Annotated in this window: 30 protein-coding genes; 4 read left to right on the top strand and 26 right to left on the bottom strand. The window is 38.2% G+C overall.

From position 1 onward, the window contains the following. Positions 1-852: 852 nt before the first annotated feature. The 8 genes from OMHG_RS14025 to OMHG_RS14060 all read right to left on the bottom strand — a co-directional run bounded on the left by OMHG_RS14025 (position 853) and on the right by OMHG_RS14060 (position 8,536). Positions 853-2,292, bottom strand: coding sequence for an MDR family MFS transporter (locus OMHG_RS14025; RefSeq protein WP_010651521.1), 1,440 nt, complete (start codon positions 2,290-2,292; stop codon positions 853-855). Between the two features lie 172 nt (positions 2,293-2,464). Beyond that, on the bottom strand, positions 2,465-3,355 hold the full coding sequence (locus OMHG_RS14030; RefSeq protein ID WP_010651522.1) for a sensor histidine kinase: 891 nt from the start codon (positions 3,353-3,355) through the stop codon (positions 2,465-2,467). A gap of 21 nt (positions 3,356-3,376) precedes the next feature. Then, positions 3,377-4,126: an ABC transporter permease gene (locus OMHG_RS14035; RefSeq protein WP_010651523.1), complete on the bottom strand. Its 750-nt coding sequence runs from the start codon at positions 4,124-4,126 to the stop codon at positions 3,377-3,379. Continuing rightward, on the bottom strand, positions 4,119-5,042 hold the full coding sequence (locus OMHG_RS14040; RefSeq protein ID WP_010651524.1) for an ABC transporter ATP-binding protein: 924 nt from the start codon (positions 5,040-5,042) through the stop codon (positions 4,119-4,121). The genes OMHG_RS14035 and OMHG_RS14040 overlap by 8 nt, the downstream gene beginning before the upstream one ends. A gap of 188 nt (positions 5,043-5,230) precedes the next feature. Further along, on the bottom strand, positions 5,231-5,923 hold the full coding sequence (locus OMHG_RS14045; RefSeq protein ID WP_010651525.1) for a response regulator transcription factor: 693 nt from the start codon (positions 5,921-5,923) through the stop codon (positions 5,231-5,233). A gap of 246 nt (positions 5,924-6,169) precedes the next feature. Beyond that, positions 6,170-6,409 (bottom strand): hypothetical protein, encoded by a 240-nt coding sequence (locus tag OMHG_RS14050; protein ID WP_147629087.1) that lies wholly within the window; start codon positions 6,407-6,409, stop codon positions 6,170-6,172. Positions 6,410-6,459: 50 nt separating this feature from the next. After that, a complete protein-coding gene (locus OMHG_RS14055) occupies positions 6,460-7,302 on the bottom strand; it encodes an aldo/keto reductase (protein WP_010651527.1) in 843 nt (280 codons plus the stop codon). A 37-nt stretch (positions 7,303-7,339) separates the two neighbouring features. Further along, complete coding sequence (locus OMHG_RS14060) at positions 7,340-8,536, bottom strand: MFS transporter (RefSeq protein ID WP_010651528.1); 1,197 nt, start codon at positions 8,534-8,536, stop codon at positions 7,340-7,342. A gap of 151 nt (positions 8,537-8,687) precedes the next feature. Here OMHG_RS14060 and OMHG_RS14065 point away from each other — a divergent pair, with 151 nt between their 5' ends. After that, positions 8,688-9,050 (top strand): winged helix-turn-helix transcriptional regulator, encoded by a 363-nt coding sequence (locus tag OMHG_RS14065; RefSeq protein WP_010651529.1) that lies wholly within the window; start codon positions 8,688-8,690, stop codon positions 9,048-9,050. 263 nt (positions 9,051-9,313) lie between these two features. Here the strand turns inward: OMHG_RS14065 and OMHG_RS14070 are convergent, their stop codons facing one another. The 4 genes from OMHG_RS14070 to OMHG_RS14085 all read right to left on the bottom strand — a co-directional run bounded on the left by OMHG_RS14070 (position 9,314) and on the right by OMHG_RS14085 (position 11,224). Further along, complete coding sequence (locus OMHG_RS14070; RefSeq protein ID WP_010651530.1) at positions 9,314-10,153, bottom strand: DUF817 domain-containing protein; 840 nt, start codon at positions 10,151-10,153, stop codon at positions 9,314-9,316. An 86-nt stretch (positions 10,154-10,239) separates the two neighbouring features. Then, a complete protein-coding gene (locus OMHG_RS14075) occupies positions 10,240-10,461 on the bottom strand; it encodes a helix-turn-helix domain-containing protein (protein WP_010651531.1) in 222 nt (73 codons plus the stop codon). A gap of 10 nt (positions 10,462-10,471) precedes the next feature. Then, positions 10,472-10,948, bottom strand: a complete 477-nt coding sequence (locus tag OMHG_RS14080; RefSeq protein WP_010651532.1) for a DUF2975 domain-containing protein — start codon at positions 10,946-10,948, stop codon at positions 10,472-10,474. A gap of 123 nt (positions 10,949-11,071) precedes the next feature. Then, positions 11,072-11,224, bottom strand: a complete 153-nt coding sequence (locus OMHG_RS14085) for a hypothetical protein (RefSeq protein ID WP_154648243.1) — start codon at positions 11,222-11,224, stop codon at positions 11,072-11,074. A 777-nt stretch (positions 11,225-12,001) separates the two neighbouring features. Here OMHG_RS14085 and OMHG_RS14090 point away from each other — a divergent pair. From OMHG_RS14090 to OMHG_RS14095, 3 genes are all read left to right on the top strand, one after another. Then, positions 12,002-12,535: a hypothetical protein gene (locus tag OMHG_RS14090; protein WP_010651533.1), complete on the top strand. Its 534-nt coding sequence runs from the start codon at positions 12,002-12,004 to the stop codon at positions 12,533-12,535. 279 nt (positions 12,536-12,814) lie between these two features. Next, positions 12,815-12,958: a hypothetical protein gene (locus OMHG_RS18795; RefSeq protein ID WP_187116589.1), complete on the top strand. Its 144-nt coding sequence runs from the start codon at positions 12,815-12,817 to the stop codon at positions 12,956-12,958. Positions 12,959-13,004: 46 nt separating this feature from the next. Continuing rightward, positions 13,005-13,598, top strand: a complete 594-nt coding sequence (locus OMHG_RS14095) for a YdhK family protein (RefSeq protein WP_010651534.1) — start codon at positions 13,005-13,007, stop codon at positions 13,596-13,598. Between the two features lie 177 nt (positions 13,599-13,775). On the opposite strand, the gene OMHG_RS14100 is transcribed toward OMHG_RS14095, so the two are convergent. The 14 genes from OMHG_RS14100 to OMHG_RS14165 form a co-directional block, all read right to left on the bottom strand. Continuing rightward, positions 13,776-14,450: an HAD family hydrolase gene (locus OMHG_RS14100; protein WP_010651535.1), complete on the bottom strand. Its 675-nt coding sequence runs from the start codon at positions 14,448-14,450 to the stop codon at positions 13,776-13,778. Positions 14,451-14,498: 48 nt separating this feature from the next. Next, positions 14,499-15,026 (bottom strand): P-loop nucleotide/nucleoside kinase family protein, encoded by a 528-nt coding sequence (locus OMHG_RS14105; RefSeq protein ID WP_010651536.1) that lies wholly within the window; start codon positions 15,024-15,026, stop codon positions 14,499-14,501. A gap of 37 nt (positions 15,027-15,063) precedes the next feature. Then, a complete protein-coding gene (locus OMHG_RS14110) occupies positions 15,064-15,639 on the bottom strand; it encodes a hypothetical protein (RefSeq protein ID WP_010651537.1) in 576 nt (191 codons plus the stop codon). 36 nt (positions 15,640-15,675) lie between these two features. Beyond that, the gene (gene ddlA / locus OMHG_RS14115) at positions 15,676-16,776 is read right to left on the bottom strand and encodes a D-alanine--D-alanine ligase (protein ID WP_010651538.1); all 1,101 of its coding nucleotides are present in this window, start codon (positions 16,774-16,776) and stop codon (positions 15,676-15,678) included. A 117-nt stretch (positions 16,777-16,893) separates the two neighbouring features. Beyond that, positions 16,894-17,760, bottom strand: a complete 867-nt coding sequence (locus OMHG_RS14120) for an ABC transporter permease subunit (RefSeq protein ID WP_237566200.1) — start codon at positions 17,758-17,760, stop codon at positions 16,894-16,896. Positions 17,761-17,791: 31 nt separating this feature from the next. Next, positions 17,792-18,676, bottom strand: a complete 885-nt coding sequence (locus OMHG_RS14125; protein ID WP_010651540.1) for an ABC transporter permease subunit — start codon at positions 18,674-18,676, stop codon at positions 17,792-17,794. After that, positions 18,669-19,484 carry a GNAT family N-acetyltransferase gene (locus OMHG_RS18025; protein WP_010651541.1) on the bottom strand — a complete coding sequence of 272 codons (816 nt, stop codon included), beginning with the start codon at positions 19,482-19,484 and terminating at the stop codon, positions 18,669-18,671. Before OMHG_RS18025 ends, OMHG_RS14125 begins: the two co-directional genes overlap by 8 nt. 161 nt (positions 19,485-19,645) lie before the next feature. Continuing rightward, positions 19,646-20,200, bottom strand: a complete 555-nt coding sequence (locus OMHG_RS14135) for a short-chain dehydrogenase (RefSeq protein ID WP_010651542.1) — start codon at positions 20,198-20,200, stop codon at positions 19,646-19,648. Between the two features lie 376 nt (positions 20,201-20,576). Next, positions 20,577-21,545 carry a tRNA dihydrouridine synthase gene (locus tag OMHG_RS14140; RefSeq protein WP_010651543.1) on the bottom strand — a complete coding sequence of 323 codons (969 nt, stop codon included), beginning with the start codon at positions 21,543-21,545 and terminating at the stop codon, positions 20,577-20,579. Between the two features lie 277 nt (positions 21,546-21,822). Beyond that, positions 21,823-22,149, bottom strand: a complete 327-nt coding sequence (locus OMHG_RS14145; RefSeq protein ID WP_010651544.1) for a hypothetical protein — start codon at positions 22,147-22,149, stop codon at positions 21,823-21,825. A 244-nt stretch (positions 22,150-22,393) separates the two neighbouring features. Then, on the bottom strand, positions 22,394-22,858 hold the full coding sequence (locus OMHG_RS14150; RefSeq protein WP_044476996.1) for a GNAT family N-acetyltransferase: 465 nt from the start codon (positions 22,856-22,858) through the stop codon (positions 22,394-22,396). Positions 22,859-22,874: 16 nt separating this feature from the next. Next, complete coding sequence (locus OMHG_RS14155; protein WP_010651546.1) at positions 22,875-23,747, bottom strand: AraC family transcriptional regulator; 873 nt, start codon at positions 23,745-23,747, stop codon at positions 22,875-22,877. A 274-nt stretch (positions 23,748-24,021) separates the two neighbouring features. Next, on the bottom strand, positions 24,022-24,462 hold the full coding sequence (locus OMHG_RS14160; RefSeq protein WP_010651547.1) for a YrvL family regulatory protein: 441 nt from the start codon (positions 24,460-24,462) through the stop codon (positions 24,022-24,024). Positions 24,463-24,614: 152 nt separating this feature from the next. Next, on the bottom strand, positions 24,615-24,953 hold the full coding sequence (locus OMHG_RS14165) for a DUF1048 domain-containing protein (RefSeq protein WP_044477018.1): 339 nt from the start codon (positions 24,951-24,953) through the stop codon (positions 24,615-24,617). Between the last annotated feature and the right edge of the window lie 6 nt (positions 24,954-24,959).

Raw genomic sequence — 24,959 nt, forward strand, 5'->3', positions numbered from 1 at the left:
CGTCTTCAGTTTTTCTAAAGACAAAAGAGCCAAAGTGAATTTCCTCATTTCTATGCTGTTCTGTCAATTGTTTATAGAAATTATATTGTGGTAATCTCCGCTCCGGAAATACATTACGCTTTCCGCGGGCTCGCGCTAAGCCAGGGTACCACTTGCGATTGCTTCCTTGCTCCCTTGCACCGAGGAAGCCAGCTTCGGAGCGTTACTGGCAGACGCAGGTGCATCTAGTGGGGTCTTATCGCCTTCGCTTTCCCGCAGGAGTCTCCATGTATTTCCTCCGCTATGATTTGTTTGTCTGAATCAAATTACTGATATTCGATTATTAAGCTGATTGATTGGAGCGCAGGGCAGTCGACTCCAGCGGGAATAGCAACAGCTGAAGATCCCGAAGGAAGCCGGGTTTGCTTCTGAGGAAGCTGAAGCGGTGCCCGCGGAAAGCGACTGCCCGGAGTGGAAAGCGGCCGGAGCAGTTATCGTATTTACTGACTGCCTTCTTTATAGAATAAAGTCATAAATAATTTAAGATGGTTGTTAGAAGTCAAGGAGGTCTAGCGGGAAAAGTAACGGCTGAATATCCCGCAAGAAGCCGGGCTTGCTTCTGAGGAAGCTGAAGAGTTGCCCGCGGAAAGCGACTACCCGTAGCGGAAATCGGCCGTTACTGTAATGTCACAATATCTATCAAATACAAAGTTAGAAATAACAACAATACTTATGAAAAGAGACTTGAAATAAGACAACTTGTATGGCTTAAGGAATTATCATTGAATGTATAAAAAACACCCTAAAAGTTAGATACTTACTCCAACTTTTAGGGTGGGATAAACCGTTATGCTCATAACGATGGATGCCGCATTATGATTCAGATTCGCTCTGATCAAAATCCGGAGCTGTCGCCTTCCGGATGAATAAGGCGATTATGAAAGCTGCAATACATAGCGCCAATGCAAACCAATATGCGTGATGGACACCTTGCGTCATTGCTTCATTCATTACGGTCTCGGTAATTTCTCCGGATTGTTCTTTAATATAGCTATTTTGACCTTGACTCATAATGCTTACAAAGATAGATACGCCAAGTGCACCTCCAACTGGCTGCAGCGTATTTGCAATTGCTGTACCGTGTGGATATAACTTTTTCGGCAATTCATTCAGCGCATTCGCGTTAGCAGGCATCATGATTGCTGAAATGGATAGCATCAACAAGATATAGACGACGATGAATGACCAAATATGCATGGAGGGGTTGATATTACTGAAGAATATCATGACCATTACTAATACAATTGTACCTGGAATCATCAGCTTTCCCGGGCCAAATCTATCAAATAAGGAACCCATCACTGGTGCCATCAATCCGTTCAGTAACGCTCCTGGCAAAAGCAATAATCCAGCCAGCTTGGCGGAATATCCAAGTGGTCCCTGCAAATACATAGGCATGACGATTTCAGAAGCGAACATCGCCATTATAACAATGACAAAGAGAGCGACACCTAGTGCATAGTTCTTATATTTAAAAACACGCACATCCAATAATGGCTCTTCCAGCTTCAATTGTCGCAGGACAAATAGCAGCAGACTGAGGAAGCCGATAAGGATAATCGAAAGGATTTTTATGGATGAAAACCCTTCCGGATCTTCTCCGGCACTGCTGAATCCATAAACAATTCCACCTATTCCGATGGAAGACAGTATGATTGATGCTATATCGACTTTCGGACGCGTCACTTCTCCAACATTTTCCAAAAACTTCATGGCGAACAAAATGGAAAACAAAGCGAACGGAATGACGGATATAAATAACCAGCGCCACCCTAATAAGTCAACAATTACACCCGACAAGGTCGGCCCGATTGCAGGCGCAAACATAATCACCAAACCAAATGTCCCCATCACTTTCCCGCGAACTTCAGGACGGTATAAAAATAGCAATGCATTCATAATGACAGGAATCAATAGTCCTGTTCCAACAGCTTGAATCATACGTCCGGTTAACAGCATAGGGAAATTCACAGCACATGCCGCTATTGTTGTACCAACCAAAAATATGGTCATGACACCAATGAACATCTGCCTGGTAGTAAACCACTGAATCAATAAAGCCGAAATAGGCATCAGGATACCCATCATAAGCATGAATCCTGTTGCCATCCATTGAACTGTTGATGCTTCCACCTGAAAAACTTCCATCAATTCAGTCAATGCGATATTCAGCAATGTTTCGTTCAAGACAGCAAAGAATGCTCCGATCATGAACGTAATCATGATAATTTTCTTATTTAACTTCGTTTCCATATCATTCCTCCATATTCCAATTGTTGAGAGAGAAAAAATTATTTCCAACTATACATTCTACAAATCATACCAGTAAAATCACTTAATTTCTATCTATTTTCCATCTGTTGTTATATATTTCGCTTTTTTGCTGGATGCTTTTATATAAGATCGATACTTTTTGTCCTGCTGGTTACCATTCACATTTCATGGCTAATTGATTATCCATTAATTCCGCAGTAAGTCTGCCGTTCATTTTTTCCATTAAGCTTTTTGCAATTGGCAATCCAAGACCCGTTCCACTGCCTGTTCTTGTTTGATCTGCTTTATAGAAACGGTTGAATATATGCTCCAAGTCCTGTTCGCTTAACTGGGCTGCCGAATTGCTAATTATCAATTGGACGGATGAGTTGCCTTTTTTTAGCTGAATGGTCACTTTTCCACTCGAATGCCTAATTGCATTTAAAACTAAATTTTCGATGACTCGTCTAACGGCAGAGGGATCAGCCGTAATGGTAATATCATTATCCGGGATGATAATGCTGGGTTCGAGATTCCTCTGATTAAATTCCTCGTAAAACCCTAGTAACACTTCTAATATCAACTCGTTTAATTTTATACTTTCCATCTTAAGCGGATAATCCACTTGCTCGATAATCGAAAGCTCAAAAAAGTCCTCTAGCAATATCTTTAATCGCTGCGCACTCTTTTTAACAATACTCGTATATTCCCGCCTCATCTCAGGGCTGGTTTCATCGGACTCCAGAAATTGTATATACCCCAGTATGGAAGTCATCGGTGTACGAATGTCATGGGATATGTAGGATATTGCCTGCTTCAGTTCATTTTCCGTCAAGCGCTTATCTGCCTTAGCCTTTTTCGTTAAATCAATCTGGTTATTGATTTCCTTTGCAAGCATCTCAAAATCTCTATCCATATAACGGATATCCAATTTCTTGGCAGTAATATTTTGGTTTAGATTAAACAGTTGCCTTGTTGCACGTTTCATTTCCTTTTTTAAAAAATAAAGACGGGTGAGAACAAATATGAACGCGATTATAGCTATTATCATGATATAAAGCATTTGGCTCACCCTCCCTATTCTCTACTTTATTTCTTTCTTCAGAAAAATAATACTTCCGATAAACCCAAAGATTATAAATGTCAAAATCGGAACCACGATAAATGTTAACACATCACCGTTGCTCCATTGGCCGATCTGATCAATAGCCAATATGGAACTTTGTGATAAAAAAATAGAATTTGTAATAATAGGTTCCAGAAACGAGATCTTGGCACTCACATACTCTAACAAGGATCCGCTCAAAGCGAGGAACAGGAGAAGAAATCCTATCGTTTTTCCACTCTCTCCAAAAATAGTAGCAAAGAGTGCCATGAATGAAGCGAAGGCGGCAGCATAAAGTATGGTTAATCCAATTGTCTGGAATATAAATGACCATTGCGGCATCGTATCAAAATCCATATATATTAAACTTGATCCCATCATAAAAATGGGCAATATCAATAAGATAATGATAGATCCAATCGAAAACACCGACAACTTGGCAAAATAAATTCGGATTCTGCCATTGCCAGAAGAAACAATACTTTTCATCGTTCCAATCGAGTACTCACTTGCAATAAAGAATCCTGCTAAGATAGCTGGTAATAGTCGTACTATTTCATTGTTGATAGAAAGAATATAACCACGATAAAAGTCATTCCCGCTTGCTCCGGAACCACTTTGCAGGGTAAGAGGATAGGAAACAGCGACACCAAGTAAGAATAATGTCAGTACCCAAAATGAACGTTCTTTACTTAATTTATACCACTCCGTTTTCAGAAGATTACCCATGCTGCACACCCCCGATCCGTTTTGTGAAATAGGATTCCAGATCCTCACCCATTGGCATAAATTGTTCGATAACCAGTCCTTCATTTGTTAAGGATGCTGATACTTTCCCTGGTTCATCTATACCGGCAAATAACCTAATAGAACCGTCCGGCATTACTTCAAATTCCCGTGTTGCAAACTTCCTTTCGATAACCGTTGCCGCTTTGTCTGGATTATCTACTTTAATGTGCAAGTATTGCTGGCTTTTATCATTTAATTCTTTAGCCGATAACTGTTCCAATAGTTGTCCATCATGGATGATGCCATAGTGGGTTGCAAGCAAATGAAGTTCACTTAAAATATGGCTTGAGATTAGGATGGTAATTCCATACTCTCGGTTAAGCTTCTTTAATAATTCCCGTATTTCAACTACTCCCATAGGATCTAGCCCATTGATGGGTTCATCCAGTATCAAAAACTCAGGATCCCCCAAGAGTGCGATTGCGAGTCCAAGCCGCTGCTTCATTCCTAATGAAAAATTCTTGGCTTTCTTTTTCCCTGTATCTTCTAAACCTACTAAGGTAAGTGTTCTTTCAATACATTCCTTGCCCGGTATCCCCTTTAAAAGGCGATGTGCTTCCAAGTTTTCGACTGCAGTCATATGCGGATATAATGCTGGCCCCTCTATGATTGTTCCGATTCGTTTTCTCGCTTCAATCAATTCCCGTTCATTGCTCTTTTCAAATAACTCGATAGTTCCAGCAGTCGGCTTAGCTAGACCGCATACAATGCGTATCAGCGTAGATTTCCCTGCACCGTTTTGTCCAATAAAACCATAAATGGATCCCATTTTGATGGATAGATTCACTTTTTTCAGAGCCATTTTATCCTGGTATTTCTTAGATACATGGTTGATTTTCAAAACATTATCATTCATAGATATTTCCCTCCTTAACTCCTACATATCTGCTCAGAAGGATGGCGCACAAATCGTCGTTGTTGTTGCAATGTAAATTACATTCAATACTTTCAAAAACTGTCTTAATGAATACTCCATCCTCGAACTATGCTTTTACTATAAAGAGGAAAATGTAAGAAAGCCTTAAGATAAATCTTAAGAAAACCTTAAGTTTTAAGCCGGTAGCCCATACCCCAAATTGTTTCTATATATTCTTCACTCGGATTCGCTCTGGAGAGCTTGCTTCTTAAATTACTTAAATGAACATTGACCGTATTATCATCGCCGTAGAACTCTTCACGCCAAACACGCTCAAACAAATTGGCCTTTGTGAACACTTTCTTCGGGGAGGACATCAACAGATAGAGTATTTCATATTCAATTGCTGTCAATTTTATATCCGTTCCATTCACAGACACCTTTTTTGCATCTAGATCCATTATAAGATCTTCATGACGAATCTGATTGTTTTTTTGGAGGTCTGCCGTACCTCTGTATCTTCTTAAGCAAGAATCGATTCTAGCAGAAACCTCCTCAATATCAAAAGGTTTGGTTATATAATCATCTGCTCCTGCCCGTAAGGCATCGATCTTAGTTTGGGTTTCATGCTTTGCGGAGATTATAATCACTGGGATATTGCTCTTTTTGGTTACCTCCCTTAGAATTTCTTCACCTGACAGACCAGGAAGCATTAAATCAAGCAGAACCATATCCCAGTTTTCGTTTTCCAAATATATGGCAGCCTCTGTCCCTGAATAAGCAGTCTTTGGATTGTATCCATTCTTGCTGATAATGCTGCAAAGTAATCGACTTATATCTTCGTCATCTTCAACTACTAAGATACCTACCGAATCATCCATTTTATTCATCCTCACATTCATGTTCATTGATTCTATCATGGGAATGAAAACACACACCGATTATTGTCTTTAAAATCGGTATGCTTTTCCTATTCCCAAACCCTCCTGTCGAGCTAAAAGAAACCAATGGATTCCAATTATTGTTCTGACGTTCAATCCATTATACTAAAAAAGAATAGTACACTAGCAATGAATAAGCAATCGAGAATCACAGCCTGTTCCCATGCATCGAAAATGGATCCACGCTCACATTAATGTTTTATAATCAATATCAGATGAATGAAGAACTGAACGAATCTTACTTTCATTGTAGTCACTCTGTACGTTCATATAGGAAGGTACAGTTCGACTTTCATGAAATTGATTTGCCATTTGCTGATAATATCCAATAACGGCTTTTGGTGAGATCGTAATTCCTTTTCCCTGCTGTAAGATATGCCGAAGCAGCGTTGTCTTTCCAGTGGCATTCTTCCGCTCAAAACCCAAAAAGAAACAGGCATACATTCATATGCCCGTTTCCATAGATTGGGATTTCATTAAAAATCAAAATTATCCGGGTCTGGACCCACTCGCAGGTTTTGGTTCAAACCATCGATTATTTCCATTTCCTCTTGTAATAGTTCGAAATCATAAAGGTCCGCGTTTTGAATAATACGGTGTTCTTTAGTGGATTTCGGAATGATTACCACCTGATTCTGTAAATTCCAGCGTAGAATTACTTGTGCGGTTGACTTATTATGTTTTTCCGCAATGGATAGCAGAACTTCATTGTCTAATATTTGTCCTTGCATCAATGGTGACCACGCCTCCAGCTGAATCCCTTTTTCCTGGCAATATTGAAGCAGCTCTTTATTCGTTAATCTTGGATGGCGTTCTACTTGATTAATCACTGGCATAATGGAGGCATCTTTCATCAGCTCTTCCAGGTGATGAATTTGGAAGTTACTAACGCCAATCGCCTTGATTTTTCCTTCTTTGTAGAGTTGTTCAAGTGCACGCCAAGCTTCTTTAAATTTACCTTCAACCGGCCAGTGAATCAGATACAGATCCAAATAGTTCAATCCTAACTTCTCTAAGCTTGTTTCAAACGCTTTAATGGTCGCATCAAAGCCCAAATCATCGTTCCAGACTTTAGATGTAATAAATAATTCTTCTCTCTTAATTCCTGCTTCGCTAATTCCCGCTTGGATACCTTCTCCTACCCCTTGTTCATTGCCATAAATAGCTGCCGTATCAATGCTGCGGTACCCATGAACGATTGCTGCCCTAACAGCATTCACTAGTTCTGCGCCTTCTTCCACTTTGAATACGCCAAGTCCCAGCCATGGCATCTTTACACCGTTGTTTAAAATGGTTGTATCTTGAATATGATTTGTCATTATATAATCCTCCAGTACTACATTTTATATTTTTTCTTCAGCAAGCCTGCTCAATATGGTCTTTCTTTTCTAAGTCTACACTCCAAATGGTTAGTATAACAGCAAGTGAAACCATTGCACCTCCTACCCATCCTGTATGGATGATACCAATCGAATCTGTAATCATACCACCTGCATATGAACCAATGGCGATTCCTGCATTAAATGCTGCAATATTCATTGCAGAAGCAACATCTACAGCACTTGGAACAAATCGTTCCGCCAGCATCACCACATAGACTTGTAAGCCCGGTACATTCATAAAGGCAAATAAGCCCATAACCGTAATTGTCACTAAGCCAGCAATTTTAAATGGCGCTGTAAGTGGAAGAATGAAAAGGATCACTGCTTGGATAACAAACATAAATAGCAATGATTTAATTGGATTTCGATTCGATAGTTTTCCACCAATTAAATTTCCTATGGCAATAGCGACACCATAAACAAGTAAAATAATTGCGATTTCATTTGATCCAAACCCCATTATATCTTGCAATAACGGAGATAAATAGGTAAATACTACAAACGTACCTCCATACCCTAAAGCTGTAATCGCAAATACGAGCAGTAAGCGTCCGTTTGTCAGTAGTTTCACTTGATCGGAAAAAGTTGTGCGTACACCTTTTTTTAATCCAGATGGAACTAAAATAGTATTCGCTATTAAAGCAATGATACCGATTGCTACTATGGTTATAAATGCTATTCTCCACCCGAACTGCTGCCCAAGAAATGTTCCTAATGGCACTCCGGTAACAGTAGCTACTGTTAACCCGGTAAACATAATCGAAATGGCTCCTGCTCTTCTGTTTTCCGCAACCAGGCTGGCAGCTATGGTCGATCCAATCGACATAAATACCCCGTGTGACAGTGCAGATAGTATACGAGCAAACAATAAGACGCCTACACTCGACGAAATTGCAGCGATACTATTTCCTATAATAAAAACAATCATTATCCAAATCAACAGACCCTTTCGAGGCATTGTTGAGGTCAAGGAAGTTAGAATTGGTGCACCAAAGGTAACTCCGAGGGCATACATGGAAACGGTAAGCCCTGCCGTTTTTACGGATATATTTAAATCCTCTGAGATCAGTGGTAATAGTCCGACACTGATAAACTCCGTGGTCCCTATCGCAAACGCACTAATAGCCAAAGCGAGCAGCCCAAAGAGGCTTCGCTTTTTTTCTTTCGACATTTATCTTCCTCCTAAACATGTGGTAATTTTCACCGGCAAATGATAGTATGACATATACAGTCTAAAATAAAAGTACGCACTTTAAAGTAATATAGGTACCATTAGGTAATGTAGGCACCTAAAAGTACCTATAATTCGGAGGGGATAAATCATGAATAAAAAGAAATATAATATATCTGTCGAAGCTACCTTAGAAGTGATTGGCGGGAAATGGAAATGTGTCATTCTTTGCCATCTAACTCATGGAAAGAAACGGACGAGTGAATTAAAACGGCTCATGCCTAACATCACACAAAAAATGTTAACTCAGCAACTTCGTGAGCTTGAAGAGGACGGCGTCATTCACCGTATCGTTTACAATCAAGTACCACCAAAGGTTGAATATGAATTAAGCGAATATGGTAAGAGCCTTGAACTAATTTTAGATTCGTTATGTGCTTGGGGAGAGACCCATATCGTTAAAGTATATGGTGACAAGTCAGCGGTTTTAGAGGAAAGCATCTTAAACAATTAAGCAAAGTTCCATTAGATATTGAAAACGAGCAATCAAGAAGAAGTTCAAGGATTTTTCCTTATCGAAGGAGCAGGTAAACGGAACTGTGCAAGTAAGAACTCAGAGTCTTACTTGCACAGTTCCTTTTTTACGGATGGAATTCGTCGGAGAACCCTTTGAAAATCAGCTTCATTAATGCATTCCCCTGCATTGTTCTGCCGGGCGGAGGCATATCAATCAAAAAGAAAAAGACTGAACCAAGCTGGTCCAGTACTTAATGTATATTAGTGGCCAGCTTCTCTTCCAGCGAGGTCCTTTCCCTTAACCTGTTTTAGTGTAGCAACAATAAGAAAGCTGACGATCACTAATAGGAGCCATGAACTTACCTTTCCCAGATGAACAAGACTCCATGCATCCGTTTGATTCGGATATTCCCAGGCCCCAAAAAACGTGGCGATATTTTCGGCTATCCATATAAAAAATCCAATAAGCATAAAGGAAAGTACAAGCGGCATACGGTAACGAATCCCGCCAACGACATATGTAACCCATGATGGCCAAAAAACGATTAATACAAGAGCAGATAAGACCCAGCGAACGTCAACCCAATAATGGTGGGTGAAGAAATTCAAATAAATCGCAGATGCAAGCGGTACAACCACGAGAAACGGTGGCCACTTAACCAGGTTGACATTCAGCCTTCTCCATGCCTGACAGAGATAACTGGCTACACTTGCATACATGAATCCGCTATACAAAGGTACTCCAAGAATTTTAAAATACCCTTCTTCAGGATAAGACCAGGAACCCATATGGACCTTAAAAATTTCAAGAGCAAGCCCAATGATGTGGAATAAGGTGATAACCTTTAGTTCATCGCGAGTCTCAAGCCCAGAATGCATCATCCACCACTGCATCAGAAGGCAGATGATGAGCAGCCAGTCATAACGGGGCAGTATGGGGAGCGGGATGATTTGTGTAATGGCTAAAGATGCAAAAATAACGACTGGAAATAGACATGATAATGCCTGACTGCAACCGAAACGAACAAGCTGTTGTATTGCACTCACGATTTGTTCCTTGAAAGATTTTTTCCGAGCATCATTATGAATGGATAAATTCATGAGTCACCCCTCTTTTCAGGATTTGATTTGTTTATGTGGATCGGGAACAACTTTCTTTCCCTTTCACTGCTAACTACTCCAACATATTAATCCTCTGTGTTTTCATCGCCTTGATATTCTAAGATATCTCCTGGCTGACAGTCTAAAGCCTTACAGATAGCCTCTAGTGTGGATAATCGAATTGCCTTTGCCTTTCCGTTCTTCAATACCGAAAGGTTAGCCATAGTTATACCGACTCTCTCTGAAAGTTCTGTAACGCTCATTTTCCTTTTGGCCAGCATTACGTCAATGTTGATTATAATTGCCATATTAGTCACCTCAGACCGTTAAATCATTTTCTGATTTTATATGAATAGCTTCTTGTAAAAGTCTTTGAAGAACAGCAGCAAAGATTGCGATGACCAAGGAAGCAAATGGAGGAATCAAGCTGATTAGAATAAGACCTGGCGCATCGTCCATTTCTGCTACAAGAAAAACAAACGGCATCATCAGTACATACAAACCTGTAATTGACACTGCACAGAATTTGATATTTTTCAAAGCTTTAACAGATAAATTGGAGAAAGCTTGATTCTTGTCAATATAGCTTAAAAGTTTAAAAGCCTGATACAACGCTGTAAAAAACGGTATGATGGTTACATAGATACCTATTAAAATCGGATATAGTATTGGAGCATAATCTGGATTTGCTGGATGGTTAACGAACCAATACAATCCAAATATCCCTAAAGCAAGAACTGGTACACCAATGAGAATGACAGCTATCTTCAAAAAGAGTGTTGATCCTCGTTCCATAAAAAACACCTCACTAAAATATTATAATTTGACTATAGCAGGATGTTTATCGAATTACAATAAAAATATATTGTTTTAACTAAATATAAATATATCAACTACAGCACAACAATCATTTCCAATTCAGGCAGCCGCTCTAGCTTTTCCCGCAAAATAAAAAGCATCCGATTTGCATAATCTTTTTTTAAGCTGTTTTCTCAAATATTGTTGTTTTTCATAAAATATATCTAGTTGGGTCTTATCGTGTTCCCTTTTTTCTGAAGACAAAAAAGCCATAGTGAATTTCCTCATTTCTATGCTGCTCTGTCCATTATCTATAGAAATTATAGTGTGGTAATCTCCACTCCGGAAATACACTGCGCTTTCCGCGGGCTCGCGCTAAGCCTCCTCGCTCCCAAAGTTCGCTCCCTGTGGGGTCTTAGCGTCTTCGCTTTCCCGCAGGACAAGGAAGGCTACGGCAGCTTAACATCGCACGCAGAAATTGCGAATGCAATTTCAAGGAGTCTCCGTGTATTTCCCCCGCTAAGATTTGGCTTTCTGAATCAAATTAGTGATATTCGATTATGAAGCTGATTGATTGGAGCATAGGGCAGTCGACTCCAGCGGGAAAAGCAACAGCTGAAGATCCCGCAAGAAGCCGGGCTTGCTTCTGAGGAAGCTGAAGCGGCGCCCGCGGAAAGCGACTGCCCAGAGCGGAAATCGGCCGGAGCAGTTATCGTATTTACTGACTGCCTTCTTTATAGAATAAAGTCATAAATAATTTGAGAGGGTTGGTAGCAGCCAAGGATGCCTAGCGGGAAAAGCAACGGCTGAAGATCCCGCATGAAGCCGGGTTTGCTACTGAGGAAGCTGAAGCGGTGCCGCGGAAATCGGGTGTTGCTTTCACGTCGCTGTTTCCATCAAATATAAAGTTAGAAATAACAACAATACTTACGAAAAGAGCTTTTTTTCAAAACGGATTATTATTTAGTTTTTATATGAAATCAACACCAATTACTTTCATTATCATACATTATAATGAATGAACCTATATTTTATGGAAGAGGTGTCTTAATGGCTGTTTTACCTACCGCAGATCTTGGAATAATGGCCGATCACTTATCAGCCCATGAAGGTGTCCTTCAGAAGTTAAGGGCTTACCAAAAAGCAGTAACGAATCAACAGCTAAGAAATATTATGAGATTGCAAGAAAATATCATGCAATCACATGTATGGGTCATGCTGGCCTTGATAAATCCAGAGAATAATAACTACGTCGAAGTCCCGCCCTTACAAGATCTTGCTACTAACTATCCTTCGAATCCAGAAAACAACGAAAAAAATAGCGATAATAAGTGGATTGCTTTGGAAGTACGCAATACGGCCAACAACATGTCGAGTACAAATTTTAATTCAGCTTTAATGATGCAAAACCCAAATGTTATACATGCACATATTGAAATGGCACTGCAACAACATCAAATAATGAAAATGTATGATGAATTTATAGAAAGCATGGGATGGAAATTTATCCCTCATGCAACTGCACAGGAACAGTTAAATACCTATTTCCATTTCCAGCATCAGTTTCAACATCTGTATAGTTGAACCTGTTAAACATAAACATGAATTTTAATCCATACAAAACCTTCCAATCAAATTCGATATGGAAGGTTATTTGGCATGTTCATCTATTGTAAGCACGGATCCGAATAATTGATGAAGGTTTTTCACTTGAAAAAAGGAGGCTTTTTATAGAGAATGAATGCATCCTGATTTTTTCACCAGAACAAATGCATACGTATTTTACGATCTGGAAAGATACAAAATAGAACTGAATCTCGTAGTGTGTAATACATAATCTCTAATTGCAGGAGGCGAAGCAGTATGATGGGCAACATGATGGACAGCAATGGAGTTGGGATGATGGGTTTTGGCATACTTGGCTGGGTAATCAATATAATCGTAATTGGCTTCACAGTATATTTTGCCACCAAATTAGCATTAAAGCATTATTATGATAAAAAGTAATCTGGAAGCTTATTCATAAAATAGTGCATCAGACAGGAGGATTTAAATGACAATTAAAAAGTTACTGATAGGATTTATTTCTTTTGCGACCATTTTTACATTAGCCGGATGTTCGGGCGATGATGAAGAAACGAATCCAAGTGAAAGTACAGATACCGAAATGGAGACTGGCCAAGATATGGCTTCTGATTCACATGCGAATATGGACCATTCCAGTTCAGGTGAAGTTCCCAGTGGCTTGCAGCCAGAAGAAAATCCAGCATATCCAGTCGGAACGCAAGCAATTATAAATGCGGACCACATGAAGGGTATGGATGGAGCTGAAGCAACCATTGCCGGTGCCTATGACACGACTGTCTATACCATCTCTTATAGCCCAACAACTGGTGGAGAAAAAGTGGAAAATCATAAATGGGTTATCCATGAAGAAATAGCAGAATCAGGTGATGAACCATTAGAGCCTGGGGCTGAGGTTACTGTGGAAGCCTCGCATATGGAGGGTATGGAGGATGCAACCGCAGTAATTGATTCCGCAAAAGACACAACTGTCTATATGGTTGATTATATTCCAACCACTGGCGGTAAAAAAGTGACTAATCATAAATGGGTAACAGAAAGTGAATTATCCGCCGTTAAGTAAGTACCAGTCTATTCTTTATAGGCCATTTCCTTTTGGCATGCTTCCTTTCGATAATTAAGAAGTAATGATTTTCTCCGGAGGGAGTATGCCAGACCTGGGCGCAGTCATTATTGTGATTTATATAGTGCAGGGATTATCTAATTAATGACCATTCATTAGAAAGATGAACACCATGTTCTATCCCCCTACTCTTTTTATTTCTCGAATGATTAATCGCAACTCTGTCAAATCATCAATAATGAAATCTGCTTCTGCATCATCCCATTGCTTATCTCTCTTCCAGACTCCACACATGCCGATATTCCGAGCAGCATCTACATCGTTTTCAGGATGATCGCCTACATACATACTCTCATTCCGCGAAACATTCATTTGGCTAAGAGCCTTTTTAAAAATCTCAGGATTAGGTTTTTTCATTCCTTCCCATTCAGAAATAAGTATTGTATCAAAATAGTTTTCAATCCCTAAAGCTCTTATATTGTCCATTTGAAATTGCCCTTTTCCATTCGTAATCATTCCCAACCGAATTGAACTATTTCTTAGACCCTCCAGCGTACCGATTAGATTAGAGAAAGGAATACAATGTTGATGAAATTCCGTTATGTAATCTTGCAGCAGCCATTTCCAAGATACTCTGTTAATATTGAATTCATCAATCAATTGCTGATACACTTTATCCTTCCAAACATAACCACGACAATCCAGCTCTAGAAATCTGGATATATAATTTTCTTTCGGAATATGACCCAACCATTCAATCAATCTTTCATATTGATTCTCTATAAATTTATGGACTGAAGCATCCCTATTTAACAATGTGCCATCTAAGTCGAATATAACCGCTCTAATCAATATACATGCACCTCCCCCTGATTTTCTGGCCTCATATCTGATTCTTATTTATGTCGACACTATAACTATTTCCCCTTCTTGTGAAGGCACTTCAAACCCATCTAAGTAAGATGCTAGTGTTTTTTCGGTAATCGGAAAGGCTGCATTCGCATCAAATCGTTTACTTCGTTTATCCAATCGTTTTTGAATAATGTCAGGACTAACTTTCAAATAAATGAGTTTCCATTCACCTCCCGTTTCTTCAATCAGCTTTTTATATTCCTCCCGTTTGGATTTTTGCCAAAAGCTAAAATCAATAACGACCCTCTGCTTATCCTGAATTAGACGCATTAAATAATTACGAAGCCTTTTTTCAGCTTCAACCTGATAATCTTCATAATCCGCTGAAGGATAGTCTATGCCATATCGGCCATAAACCTTCCAGATCTCTTCGTCAATAGAAAGACGTATAAATCCAGCCTTTATTTCTAGCTGTTGCGCAAGTGTAGTCTTTCCTGAACCCGCTACACCACACAACATGATAATTAACGGATTTTCAGTATTTTGTTTTATAATCGCCTTTAATTTATCTTCCATCTTGCCTCCTGAGTTTTAAACCGTTATAAAAAACCTTTTATATTGTATAAAGTATGTAAACCATAGTAATAGCAAAAAATATAAAAGCAATGACAACTCCCATAAATGCACCCAAAAGGTTGGACTTCCATGTGTATCCGCTAAAATCCAATTCTGAGATAGAACGATCGATATTCCTAAAACGTAAAATTAAGCAAATATTTATCAATCCTATAGTGACAAGAGCGATTATGAGCATAAAAATAAAATCTATTTTGAATACGTCATCTGCCGAATCACGAGTTATATAAGATTGCCAAAACATAAATCCACTTAATACTAAACTCCATATAGCAACCATTTTCCGCTGTTTATCCCATTCTCTTCCCATCTTTTGTCTTTCATAATTTGCCACTTTCTCAAAAGCAGGGATGACTGATTTTGTAGAAGCACCTTTCAAAAAACGAAAAACCGCTTGAAGCAGAATAAATGCCCCAACAATGAAGTAAAACACTGGGAACGGAATATCAACTATAGTTAGCAGAATGAAAAATAAAGCGGATAAAACTATTATCAAAAAATTTGTTATCCCAATTTGTTTCCTTCTCATTTCCTTTATATCCGTTAATTCCATATTGTCCTCCGATGGCTTTTGGTTTTAGCCAAACCCTTAATTATCAAACGAACTCTTTAGTAAAAGATCTCTTTCGTATCTCTCGATTGCTAATTCAATTAATTCTTCAATGAGCTTGTTGTATGGAATACCACTTATTTCCCATAGCTTGGAATACATACTAATTTTCGTAAAACCTGGTAACGTGTTGATTTCATTTATGATAATTTCTTCTTTTTCGGTCAAAAATACATCTACTCTTGCCATCCCTTCGCAATTCAGTGTGCTAAATGCCTTTAGAGCAGTATGTTGGATTTCCTCTGTGACTTGTTTACTTATTTTAGCGGGAATATCCAATATTGCTCCTGTTTCATCGATATATTTTGCCTCATACGAATAGAAATCACCTGTTGGCAGAATCTCTCCTGGTATGGAAGCTCTTGGATTGTCGTTCCCCAGGATAGAACATTCAATTTCTCTGCCCTTAATCGCCTCTTCTATCAAAATTTTATGGTCATATCGAAATGCATCTTCAATTCCATTAAAGAATTCTTCTTTTGTGTTAACTTTACTAACCCCAACAGAGGACCCTTGATTAGCTGGCTTTATAAATAAAGGCAAACCCAATTCTCTTTCTACTTCATCAAACTTTATTTTGCCTTTAGTTACTCTTGTATAAGTTAAAGACTTTGCCACGTTTAAACTGGCTGCATTCAGCAATTTTTTCGCAATATCTTTATCCATACTTATAGCAGAACCCAAAACATTTGATCCAACATACGGAATGTTTGCCATACGCAGCATTCCTTGGACACTACCATCTTCACCAAGTGTTCCGTGCAGTATAGGGAAAATAACATCTAGCTCACCTAAGGTTTTTGAACTATTTATATTGAATAACTGATTTTCAGTTTCACCCGGTATAATAGCTATTCCGTTATTTGTTTTATTTAAAGCGATTAATTTGGGATTTTCTTCGTTAAGAAGAAAATGTGAAGCGTCATTCAAATGCCATTTACCACTCTTATCTATTCCAATTAATAAGACATCATATTTAGATTTGTCGATTGCTTCCATGATATTTTTGGCCGATTGTAAAGATACCTCATGTTCTGTAGACATTCCTCCAAACAGTAAGCCAATTGTTTTTTTCTTCAACATGATTTCCCCTTCCAATGCTCACAACTATTTTTATCCTTTTAGCAACTAACTTACTATACATCCCCAATAATCACAATATGACCAGATCGCTGTCTATATAAATATTCTAATAACTCATTTAGGATGTTTTATTTTAGTCAAGTCTTCCATCCCAGCAACTATGACCTTCAGAAAGAAAATTAACACCATAAAGGAGAACAATGGAGCTAACACTATCCATGGATGGTGCAAAAAATCCTGGTAGGACGAACCGATCAATCCGCCCCATTCGTTGCTAATAGGTAAGACCTTACTATCTTCCTCCGTAATATTTATGATTCTCGTACCGCCGATGAAAATCCCCAAAATACCTAAGTGAATCAATAAAGAAAGCAATTGAATGTTGTTTTGGATAAAGAAAATGCCCATTCTTGCCTTTATGTTCCTCCAAATATGTTTCTTGAAGATGTACCAGTTATTTACACCTTGCAGTTTAGCAATTTTAATGAAGTCTTTATTGAGTTCACTTTTTATTTCATCACCAATCAATAGTGCTAAAGGTGGTACACCTATAACAATTAATACGGCCATCAATAAAATCATAAAATGGAAGCTTTCTTCCTGAAAAAGACCGAGCATTGGTGCAAGCATAAAAAAGACAACAATGACTGGAGGTATGATATAGGCAATTTCAATTGTTCGTTTCCATAAATCCTTCAATTTATGAACGTGAAATGCATAATACATAGCCACTGCAAATGCCATAACAAAGCGTAATAGGCATACAACACTCACAAAGACAATCGTATATTTTGCACCGACCAATATGTTAAACAAAAGGGATTCACCGGCCTCATTTGTCCCCATCGGTAGGTACTCAGCAGGGGAGTATGGCGTTCTGGCAATAAATTCTCCCTCTTCATCAAAAAGGATAGGAGGGGCGGTTTCCCTTGAAACAATCAGATCGGGAAAGAAACTAAAAAACAAAAGAAGTAATATCAATATTACACCAAAACTTATCTTGAGATTTACGTTACCCCGCAATCTGATCACCAGCCTCTTCGCGTGTCCACTTGCTTACGATAAATTCACCCGTTCTAATGAAGATATATAGAGGGATATATAGCATAATTAGGATCCACATCATTATTCTAAAATCACCAATACCATACACTCTTACAAAACTCATAATACCGTTTAAGCGAAGCAGGATTTCAAAGATTAATAAGCTTGAAATCATATACAAGAAAATAGTTTTGTAGTATTGAATCAGGGTTAAAAGTGTATTTCGAAATAGATGAATGAAGAAAATGTAACTCTCCCCAAATCCTCTTGATTGAGAGAATAAATAGTATTTTTTGTTCTTTTCCTCATCAATGCTCGCAGTCATATATTTAAATAAATACATTGCTGGAATGGAACTTAAAGCTAAGATCGGCAAGAGGTAAATCGTTTCCCCGCCGAATTCATAAATCCCCAGTGATATTCCTGTTGTTTTAAATATCCAAATAAAAAATTGAATGTTTAAAATTACAATTAAAACATCCGGCATGGATTCGACGATAAAGAAAACTCCAGAAAAAGCCTTTTTAAATGGTGGACTAAGAATATGAAACAAATAAGTAAGCAGGATGGAAACAATAATCGCTACAGCAAGGGCTCCAAAAATAATAACAATGGAATTAAGGTACCCATTATATACAACCGCAAAAAAAGGAACTTCATCTCCATTACTTAATGGAATGAGTACTTTATGCGGTTGGAAGAGGTAATAGATGCCAATCCCTATACTTCGGAAAAAATAGGCAAAGCTCTGGGTTTGGATTAACACTGGTATACAGCTGATCAGCAAGATAACACAAATAATCACGGATATTTCCTTACATGCTTCTACAGTACGGTTCCTCCGTCTATTCAAGACCAAATTGCTCCTTTTTATAAAGTCTTCCATCTCTGAACCACAAAAGTATAACTGAATCAGGTGCTACACCGCTCCAACTATAACTTGTGTATTCATCCTCAAACTCCACCTTATCGGCTGTATTTTCTTTAAAGTCAATAAAATCCGGTTGTCCTAGCGTCTCCAGAACTTCGTTAAATTCTGTATTATTCTCCAGTTGGTTATATTGTTGGATTGAAACGAGTCCACTCGGATTTCCTATCGCTTCCGGCTCACATCCTATAAGAACAAAAGCGATGAAAGGAATCAGCAATGATCTCCATTTATTCATAGAATTCCCCTTATTAGATTCAATAGAATACAATGATTGCTCGGCACCAAATCTTTCATATGTATCGATTAATTTCATTCCCAATCTTTCTAAGAGTTTTCGCGAAGATACATTGACAGCCTGCGTTTCAGCAACGACTCTTGGCAAGTCCAATCTTCCAAAAGCAAAATTAATGATTTCACTTACTGCCTCTGTTGCAAAACCATTCCCCCACCATTTAGGAAGAAATTGATAAGAGACTTCCATGTTGTTACCTATATGATGTGGGTCTAATGATACTAGCCCTATAAATTCTCTTGTATGCACTTCTCTTATAATCCAATACCATATGTTTTTATCAGAGCCTAGCATTTCATCCATTATCCCTTGTATTGCCCCTTCTTCTCTTGTGCCTCCAAGAAACCTTCTTACCTCGTTGTCTAGATAAAGCTCCTTAACATCTTCATAATCCGATTGTGTAATTTCAGTAAGCACACATCTGCTTGTTCGAAGCATTTGATTCCCCAATTCTATTCAATTTTGCTATGTACGGGGTTTTCTTCTCTTTCAAAAAAAATTCGTTAAAGCAATATATCTCTTCTTTGATTATAACATAATATTCCGAATTTTTCTTAAAAAAATAGAAACCCAAATTATGTTAATGGTTTAATATTCATCTACAAAGGGCGTTTTTCCCAAGGTTTAACAGTTCCAATTGTATTGATAAATTTTTCAATTTGAATGGAGTCTATAACACCTTGTGAAATTTCCTCGTTTGTGAGCCACCTTGAATGATCATTTTCGATAATGAAACCTAGTTGTATTTGGTGGTAGCGAATGGAATTAGACAGACTAATTCCCTCTTTGATTTCACTTAGATTCTTACTACTTCCAAGTACATGAAATAGTTTCCATGTTCCATTGTTCTCATTCGAAATCTCTCTTGCTATTATCTCTAAGGCACTGTCAGCATATGAATGAATCCATGCAACAACTAATTCAATTGGTCCATTCCGCTCTATGGTTCTTCTCAATTTCTCTTTTAAGAGGGCTACATCGCTGTAATCAACTAAAACCGGGGTTATAAGTGATGTATCCACTGATTTCCTAATTAAATGCTCCATGCGATCTGCTTTACGTCCAATTACCGAAACATGGTAACCTTTACTTACCAGCCAATGCGACGTGTTGGATAACATTCCCGTACCTCCAATAACCAATGCATGTATCATTTTTGCGCCTCACTTTTATTATTTTTATGGCTCCCTTTAGTTTCTTGATCGAAAATGGAATCCGTTACAAAGCTTTCTTGCAAGTAAGATTACAAATGATGCATAAGTCAATCAACACCTTCATCCGGTTCAATCTAAACTAAAAGAGAAACCATCCGAACCTTCTAGTGAGCCGTATATTAAGCTGCCGCGAGTTCGTGATGGTTTCTTCTTTTTTATTATTCAACATATTTGACATTTTTCTTCTGGAACGGATAATAAACTTTCTAAAAATACCTGATTAATTGACCAAGACTTGCTCTAGCTTTTCAAGGAAAAAACAATTTACGCACCACTTCGCATTTAGCTAGAATTGGGAACCTCTACTGTTCTCCTGTTAAATATCGCTCTGCTGGACAAATTCATCAAGCAATGCTCGCACCTCATCCGTAGTCTCTGTACTCATTAATTGGTTTCTTAGCTCCCCAGCACCTCGAATCCCACGGACATATATCTTGAAGAAGCGACGCAGAGGCTTGAACGGCCGTGATTCCATTGCTGAATATTTATCAAAGAGATCCAGGTGCAGCCTTAGGAGATCAAGCAGTTCCTGACTAGTATGCTCTTTCGGCTCTTTTTCAAAGGCAAATGGATTCTTGAAGATTCCGCGGCCAATCATGACCCCGTCAACACCGTATTGATGAGCGAGCTTCAAGCCAGTTTCACGGTCAGGGATATCCCCGTTTATCGTCAAAAGCGTATCTGGTGCTATCTCGTCACGAAGTTTCTTAATCTCCGGAATTAGTTCCCAATGGGCATCAACTTTGCTCATTTCCTTTTTGGTACGCAGATGGATGGACAGATTGGCAATATCCTGCTTCAGTATATGTGTTAGCCAGTCACGCCATTCGTCTACATTCGTGTAACCAAGTCTTGTCTTCACACTTACGGGTAATCCTCCCGCTTTTGCTGCTTCTATCAGCTCTGCTGCTACTTCAGGACGGCGAATAAGTCCGCATCCTTTCCCTTTCCCCGCCACATTAGGGACAGGACAGCCCATATTGATATCGATACCTCGAAACCCCTGTTCTGCCATACCAATACTCATTTGACGAAAGTATTCAGGATTATCCCCCCATATATGGGCAACCATAGGCTGTTCATCCTCTGTAAAAGTCAAGCGCCCACGCACACTATCTTTCCCCTCTGGATGACAATAACTTACTGAGTTTGTAAACTCTGTAAAAAATACATCTGGTCTGCCAGCCTCGCTCACTACATGGCGAAAAACAACATCTGTCACGTCCTCCATTGGTGCCAGCACAAAAAATGGCCGTGGTAAATCACGCCAAAAATTATCTATCATATGAAATTCAATTCCTCTCATTACGGGATACCAAGTCAAAGCCTTACCTCAAAAATAAAAAGCAGATAACGTCCCTGCTTCTTTTACATTTATACCATGCATAGGCACTTTTTATCAATCTCATCGGAAATATTTATTTTAGTTAGACATTTTTGTACCAATCCAATCTGAAATAGGATAATTTATAGATACATTTGAATTAAAGGAACATGTAAGATTACCGAATGATAATGTTGTGTTAAAATCTTTAACAACATTCCTTGGATTAAAAATTAATTTATGGTCCTTGAAAACCGACCGTTGCCATAAGAAAAATAAAAATATAGAAACCTAGTGTCAAAACATTTAATCCAATTAAACTTATTCTTAGGTCACCTTTAATACCAAACCATCCTAAAATTATTCCTAGCACCCCAAACCCAAAAGGTACGTAAAAACTCAATTTAAGAATAAAGGAAAAGAATTCGCTCAAAAAAGTAAGAATTGTCAATCCCCCAAAGTTTAGAGATAACAGAGAAAAAATTTTTTCAACAGGCTGTGAGTTACTTTTTATTATAAAATAATAACTCACAATAAGAAATGCTAATGGAACAATCCAAATCATTTTATATTAGCCCCTTTCAAATGGACAATTCTGTAAATTATTTCACCAGTTACTTCAAGTTATTTTTATTATTTCTTATTTCTTTCTTCCAAACGCTCAACTCTTTTGCACTTGTTTCTATATAGCTTTCCAATTAACAATAATATAATATTCGGATAAATAATACAGTTTTTACATAAGAAAAGACGATCGATTAATGATCGTCTTTTCTTATGCTTTCATCTGTTCATTTCAGAAAAATTATTTACATTTTGTATTCCATCTTTAAAAACTCAAATACGCTACCATTTGTATCTTGCATAAAAGTTTCTACATCTTTAAATCCAACTTCTCTATATACTCTTATTGCTCTTTGATTAAATGCTGCGACTGATAATGTGATTTTTTCAGGTTTAAATTCTGATTGGATAAAGTTCAACGCTTCCCTTAAGAATTTCTTTCCTTTGCCTTTTCCAGTTAAGGATGGTTTCATTCCTAAACCAAGATCGAATGTTCTGTCGGCAACGTGAATAGTACTGAAGAAAGCAATCAATTCATTTTTTTGTGTTACAGCAAACGTGGAATCGCCTCGCTTTTCCTGATCTAAAAATTCCTCTAAATCTTCTTTATCAGCCTCCATATCATAAAAAGAGTATTCGCCATCATAATGCCAGTTAAAAGCAATATCTTCTGCTTGTTCTTGTGTCATAACACTAAAATGATACCTCATAAAATCATCCCACTTTCTAGACCTCTCTTTTCTTCTTCACAGCGAACCAAATTTCACTATAGACATTATTACTGTCGGACAAATCTCCTGTAAATGAAATATTGGGTGCTTCCACTAATTCGTAATCTGAAGAAGGAAGCCACTCTGAAGCTATTTTCGCCCAGGTCTCTTGCATCACCTTTGGAAATTCACCCTTAGAAGAAAAAATTGCCCAAGTGAGGGCTGGGGCTTCTACTACTTCAAAACCATCAAAATCTTTCTCTTTCGTGGTTAAAAAGCCAATCATATGATCAAGACTGCCTTTTTCCTCCTTCCATCCATCATCTAAATTATAGGAGGCATTCACAACTTGATTTGGTTCCATATTTGCATAGCTATGCAGTCTTTTTCTTTGTTCCGGGGTAATGCTTTTTGCTAGTTTTATTATTTCTTGATTCTCTCCTTCAAATTGAATAGGAACTCTCTTTTTCAAACCGACAATCTTAAAGGCTTGCTTTTTCTCAATTCTATAATCCATATTTATTCCTCCTTGAATCGTTAATTGGAAGGAGAGCTTAGGAAATGCTTTAAGCATATTTTTCTTTTTGACCTCAGAAGGATTAATTCCCGACCATTCCCGAAAGGCACGTGAAAATCCATCAACAGATTCGTAACTATATTTGAATGCTGTTTCTGTAACACTCATTCCTTCATGCAGTAAGTCAAAAGTAGCGTTAGATAACTTCCTGTTACGGACATACTCACCCAGCGTCATGCCAGAAAGAAATGAGAACATTCTTCGAAAATGATAAACAGAAGTTCCTGTAATTCTCTCCAATTCGCTATAATCAATCTCCCCATCCAGGTGTGATTCAATATAATCTAACGCCTCGTTCATACTCTTTAGCACCACTCACTCCCTCCTTCATATGTTCATTATAATAACAATCATAAAACAAAACCCGATAAGAAAGAAACGGTTATTATCGGATTGGATTCCTACTTATCTACGTAATATTGAATATTTTGGCATCACTTTATTGTGACAGTAATCAAAAAACGTCTCTACGAATAGTAGAAACGTCGCACCCACAAAATGGGGATCGATTTTACTAATTTACTTTTCAGGCACATGTTGTTAAGAATGGCCCAGGCATAATGAGAATGAAGGACAACACTTAGGATTACTTATCATCATCGAAAACAATTTCTAATATGGCAAGTGACAATGCAAGAATAATCTCTGTTTTCATTGAGAGTGTAATAGTCTTGATCAACTCATCCACAGTATACAACACTAGCAAATTCGAAGTGAATTCTATACTCAATCGGATACTATACACCCTTATCTTTGCTGTTATATTTCGGACGGCAAGTTTGAAAATCACTTTGGTAATCACTTCGACAATAACACCTAAAATACAGAAAGCGAAAACAAAAACAGCCAATGACCAGATAGATTGATAATGGACGCCTAACAGTTTAAATACACCTGCAAATCCAAAGAAATAAAGCCCAAATACATAGCTGACAACAAAGATAATAAGAAGTGCAATGCCAGCAACTATCATCATCTTTTTTCTAATATTCATATTATGAAATGAATCATTTTTATGCTCTGACACTGCTCTGCTTCTCCTTCAGTTGAAATTATAACAAATCCTTATAGTTAACATGAGCTAACTGTGGTCAAAGAAAAACGCTGATTATAAACCTTTGGTGGTTACAAGCATTTTTGATAATTAATGAATACACCTTGGGACTGCACGATCATTTACTAGTCACGACCAATCGTATCGTTTAACTTTGCGCGGTATTTGTCCTGCCAAGTCTTCGTGTCCTTCACTAGCTCATCGCAAAAAGCAGCAACATCCTCACCCGTAAGCTCAGTGACCTTCTTACCTTCCGCTGCCCCTTCTTCAAAGAGGTCGAGAATGCCGTCAAAAACTCGGCTAGTGTCCTCCCAGTCCGTAATGCCGCCTGAAGTCCACATATATTTCTGGATAGCTTTGTAAGCGTTACGGTACTCACCAGGAAGTGACTTCGCACGAGTCTCCATCGCTTTCCATTCCCTCTTTTCATCCAGGCTTCCAATAATTTTTTCAAAAAAACTCATGTTATC

Origin of the sequence: Oceanobacillus massiliensis str. N'diop (assembly GCF_000285495.1) — a bacterium.
In the GTDB taxonomy this organism is placed as follows: Bacteria; Bacillota; Bacilli; order Bacillales; family Amphibacillaceae; genus Oceanobacillus; species Oceanobacillus massiliensis.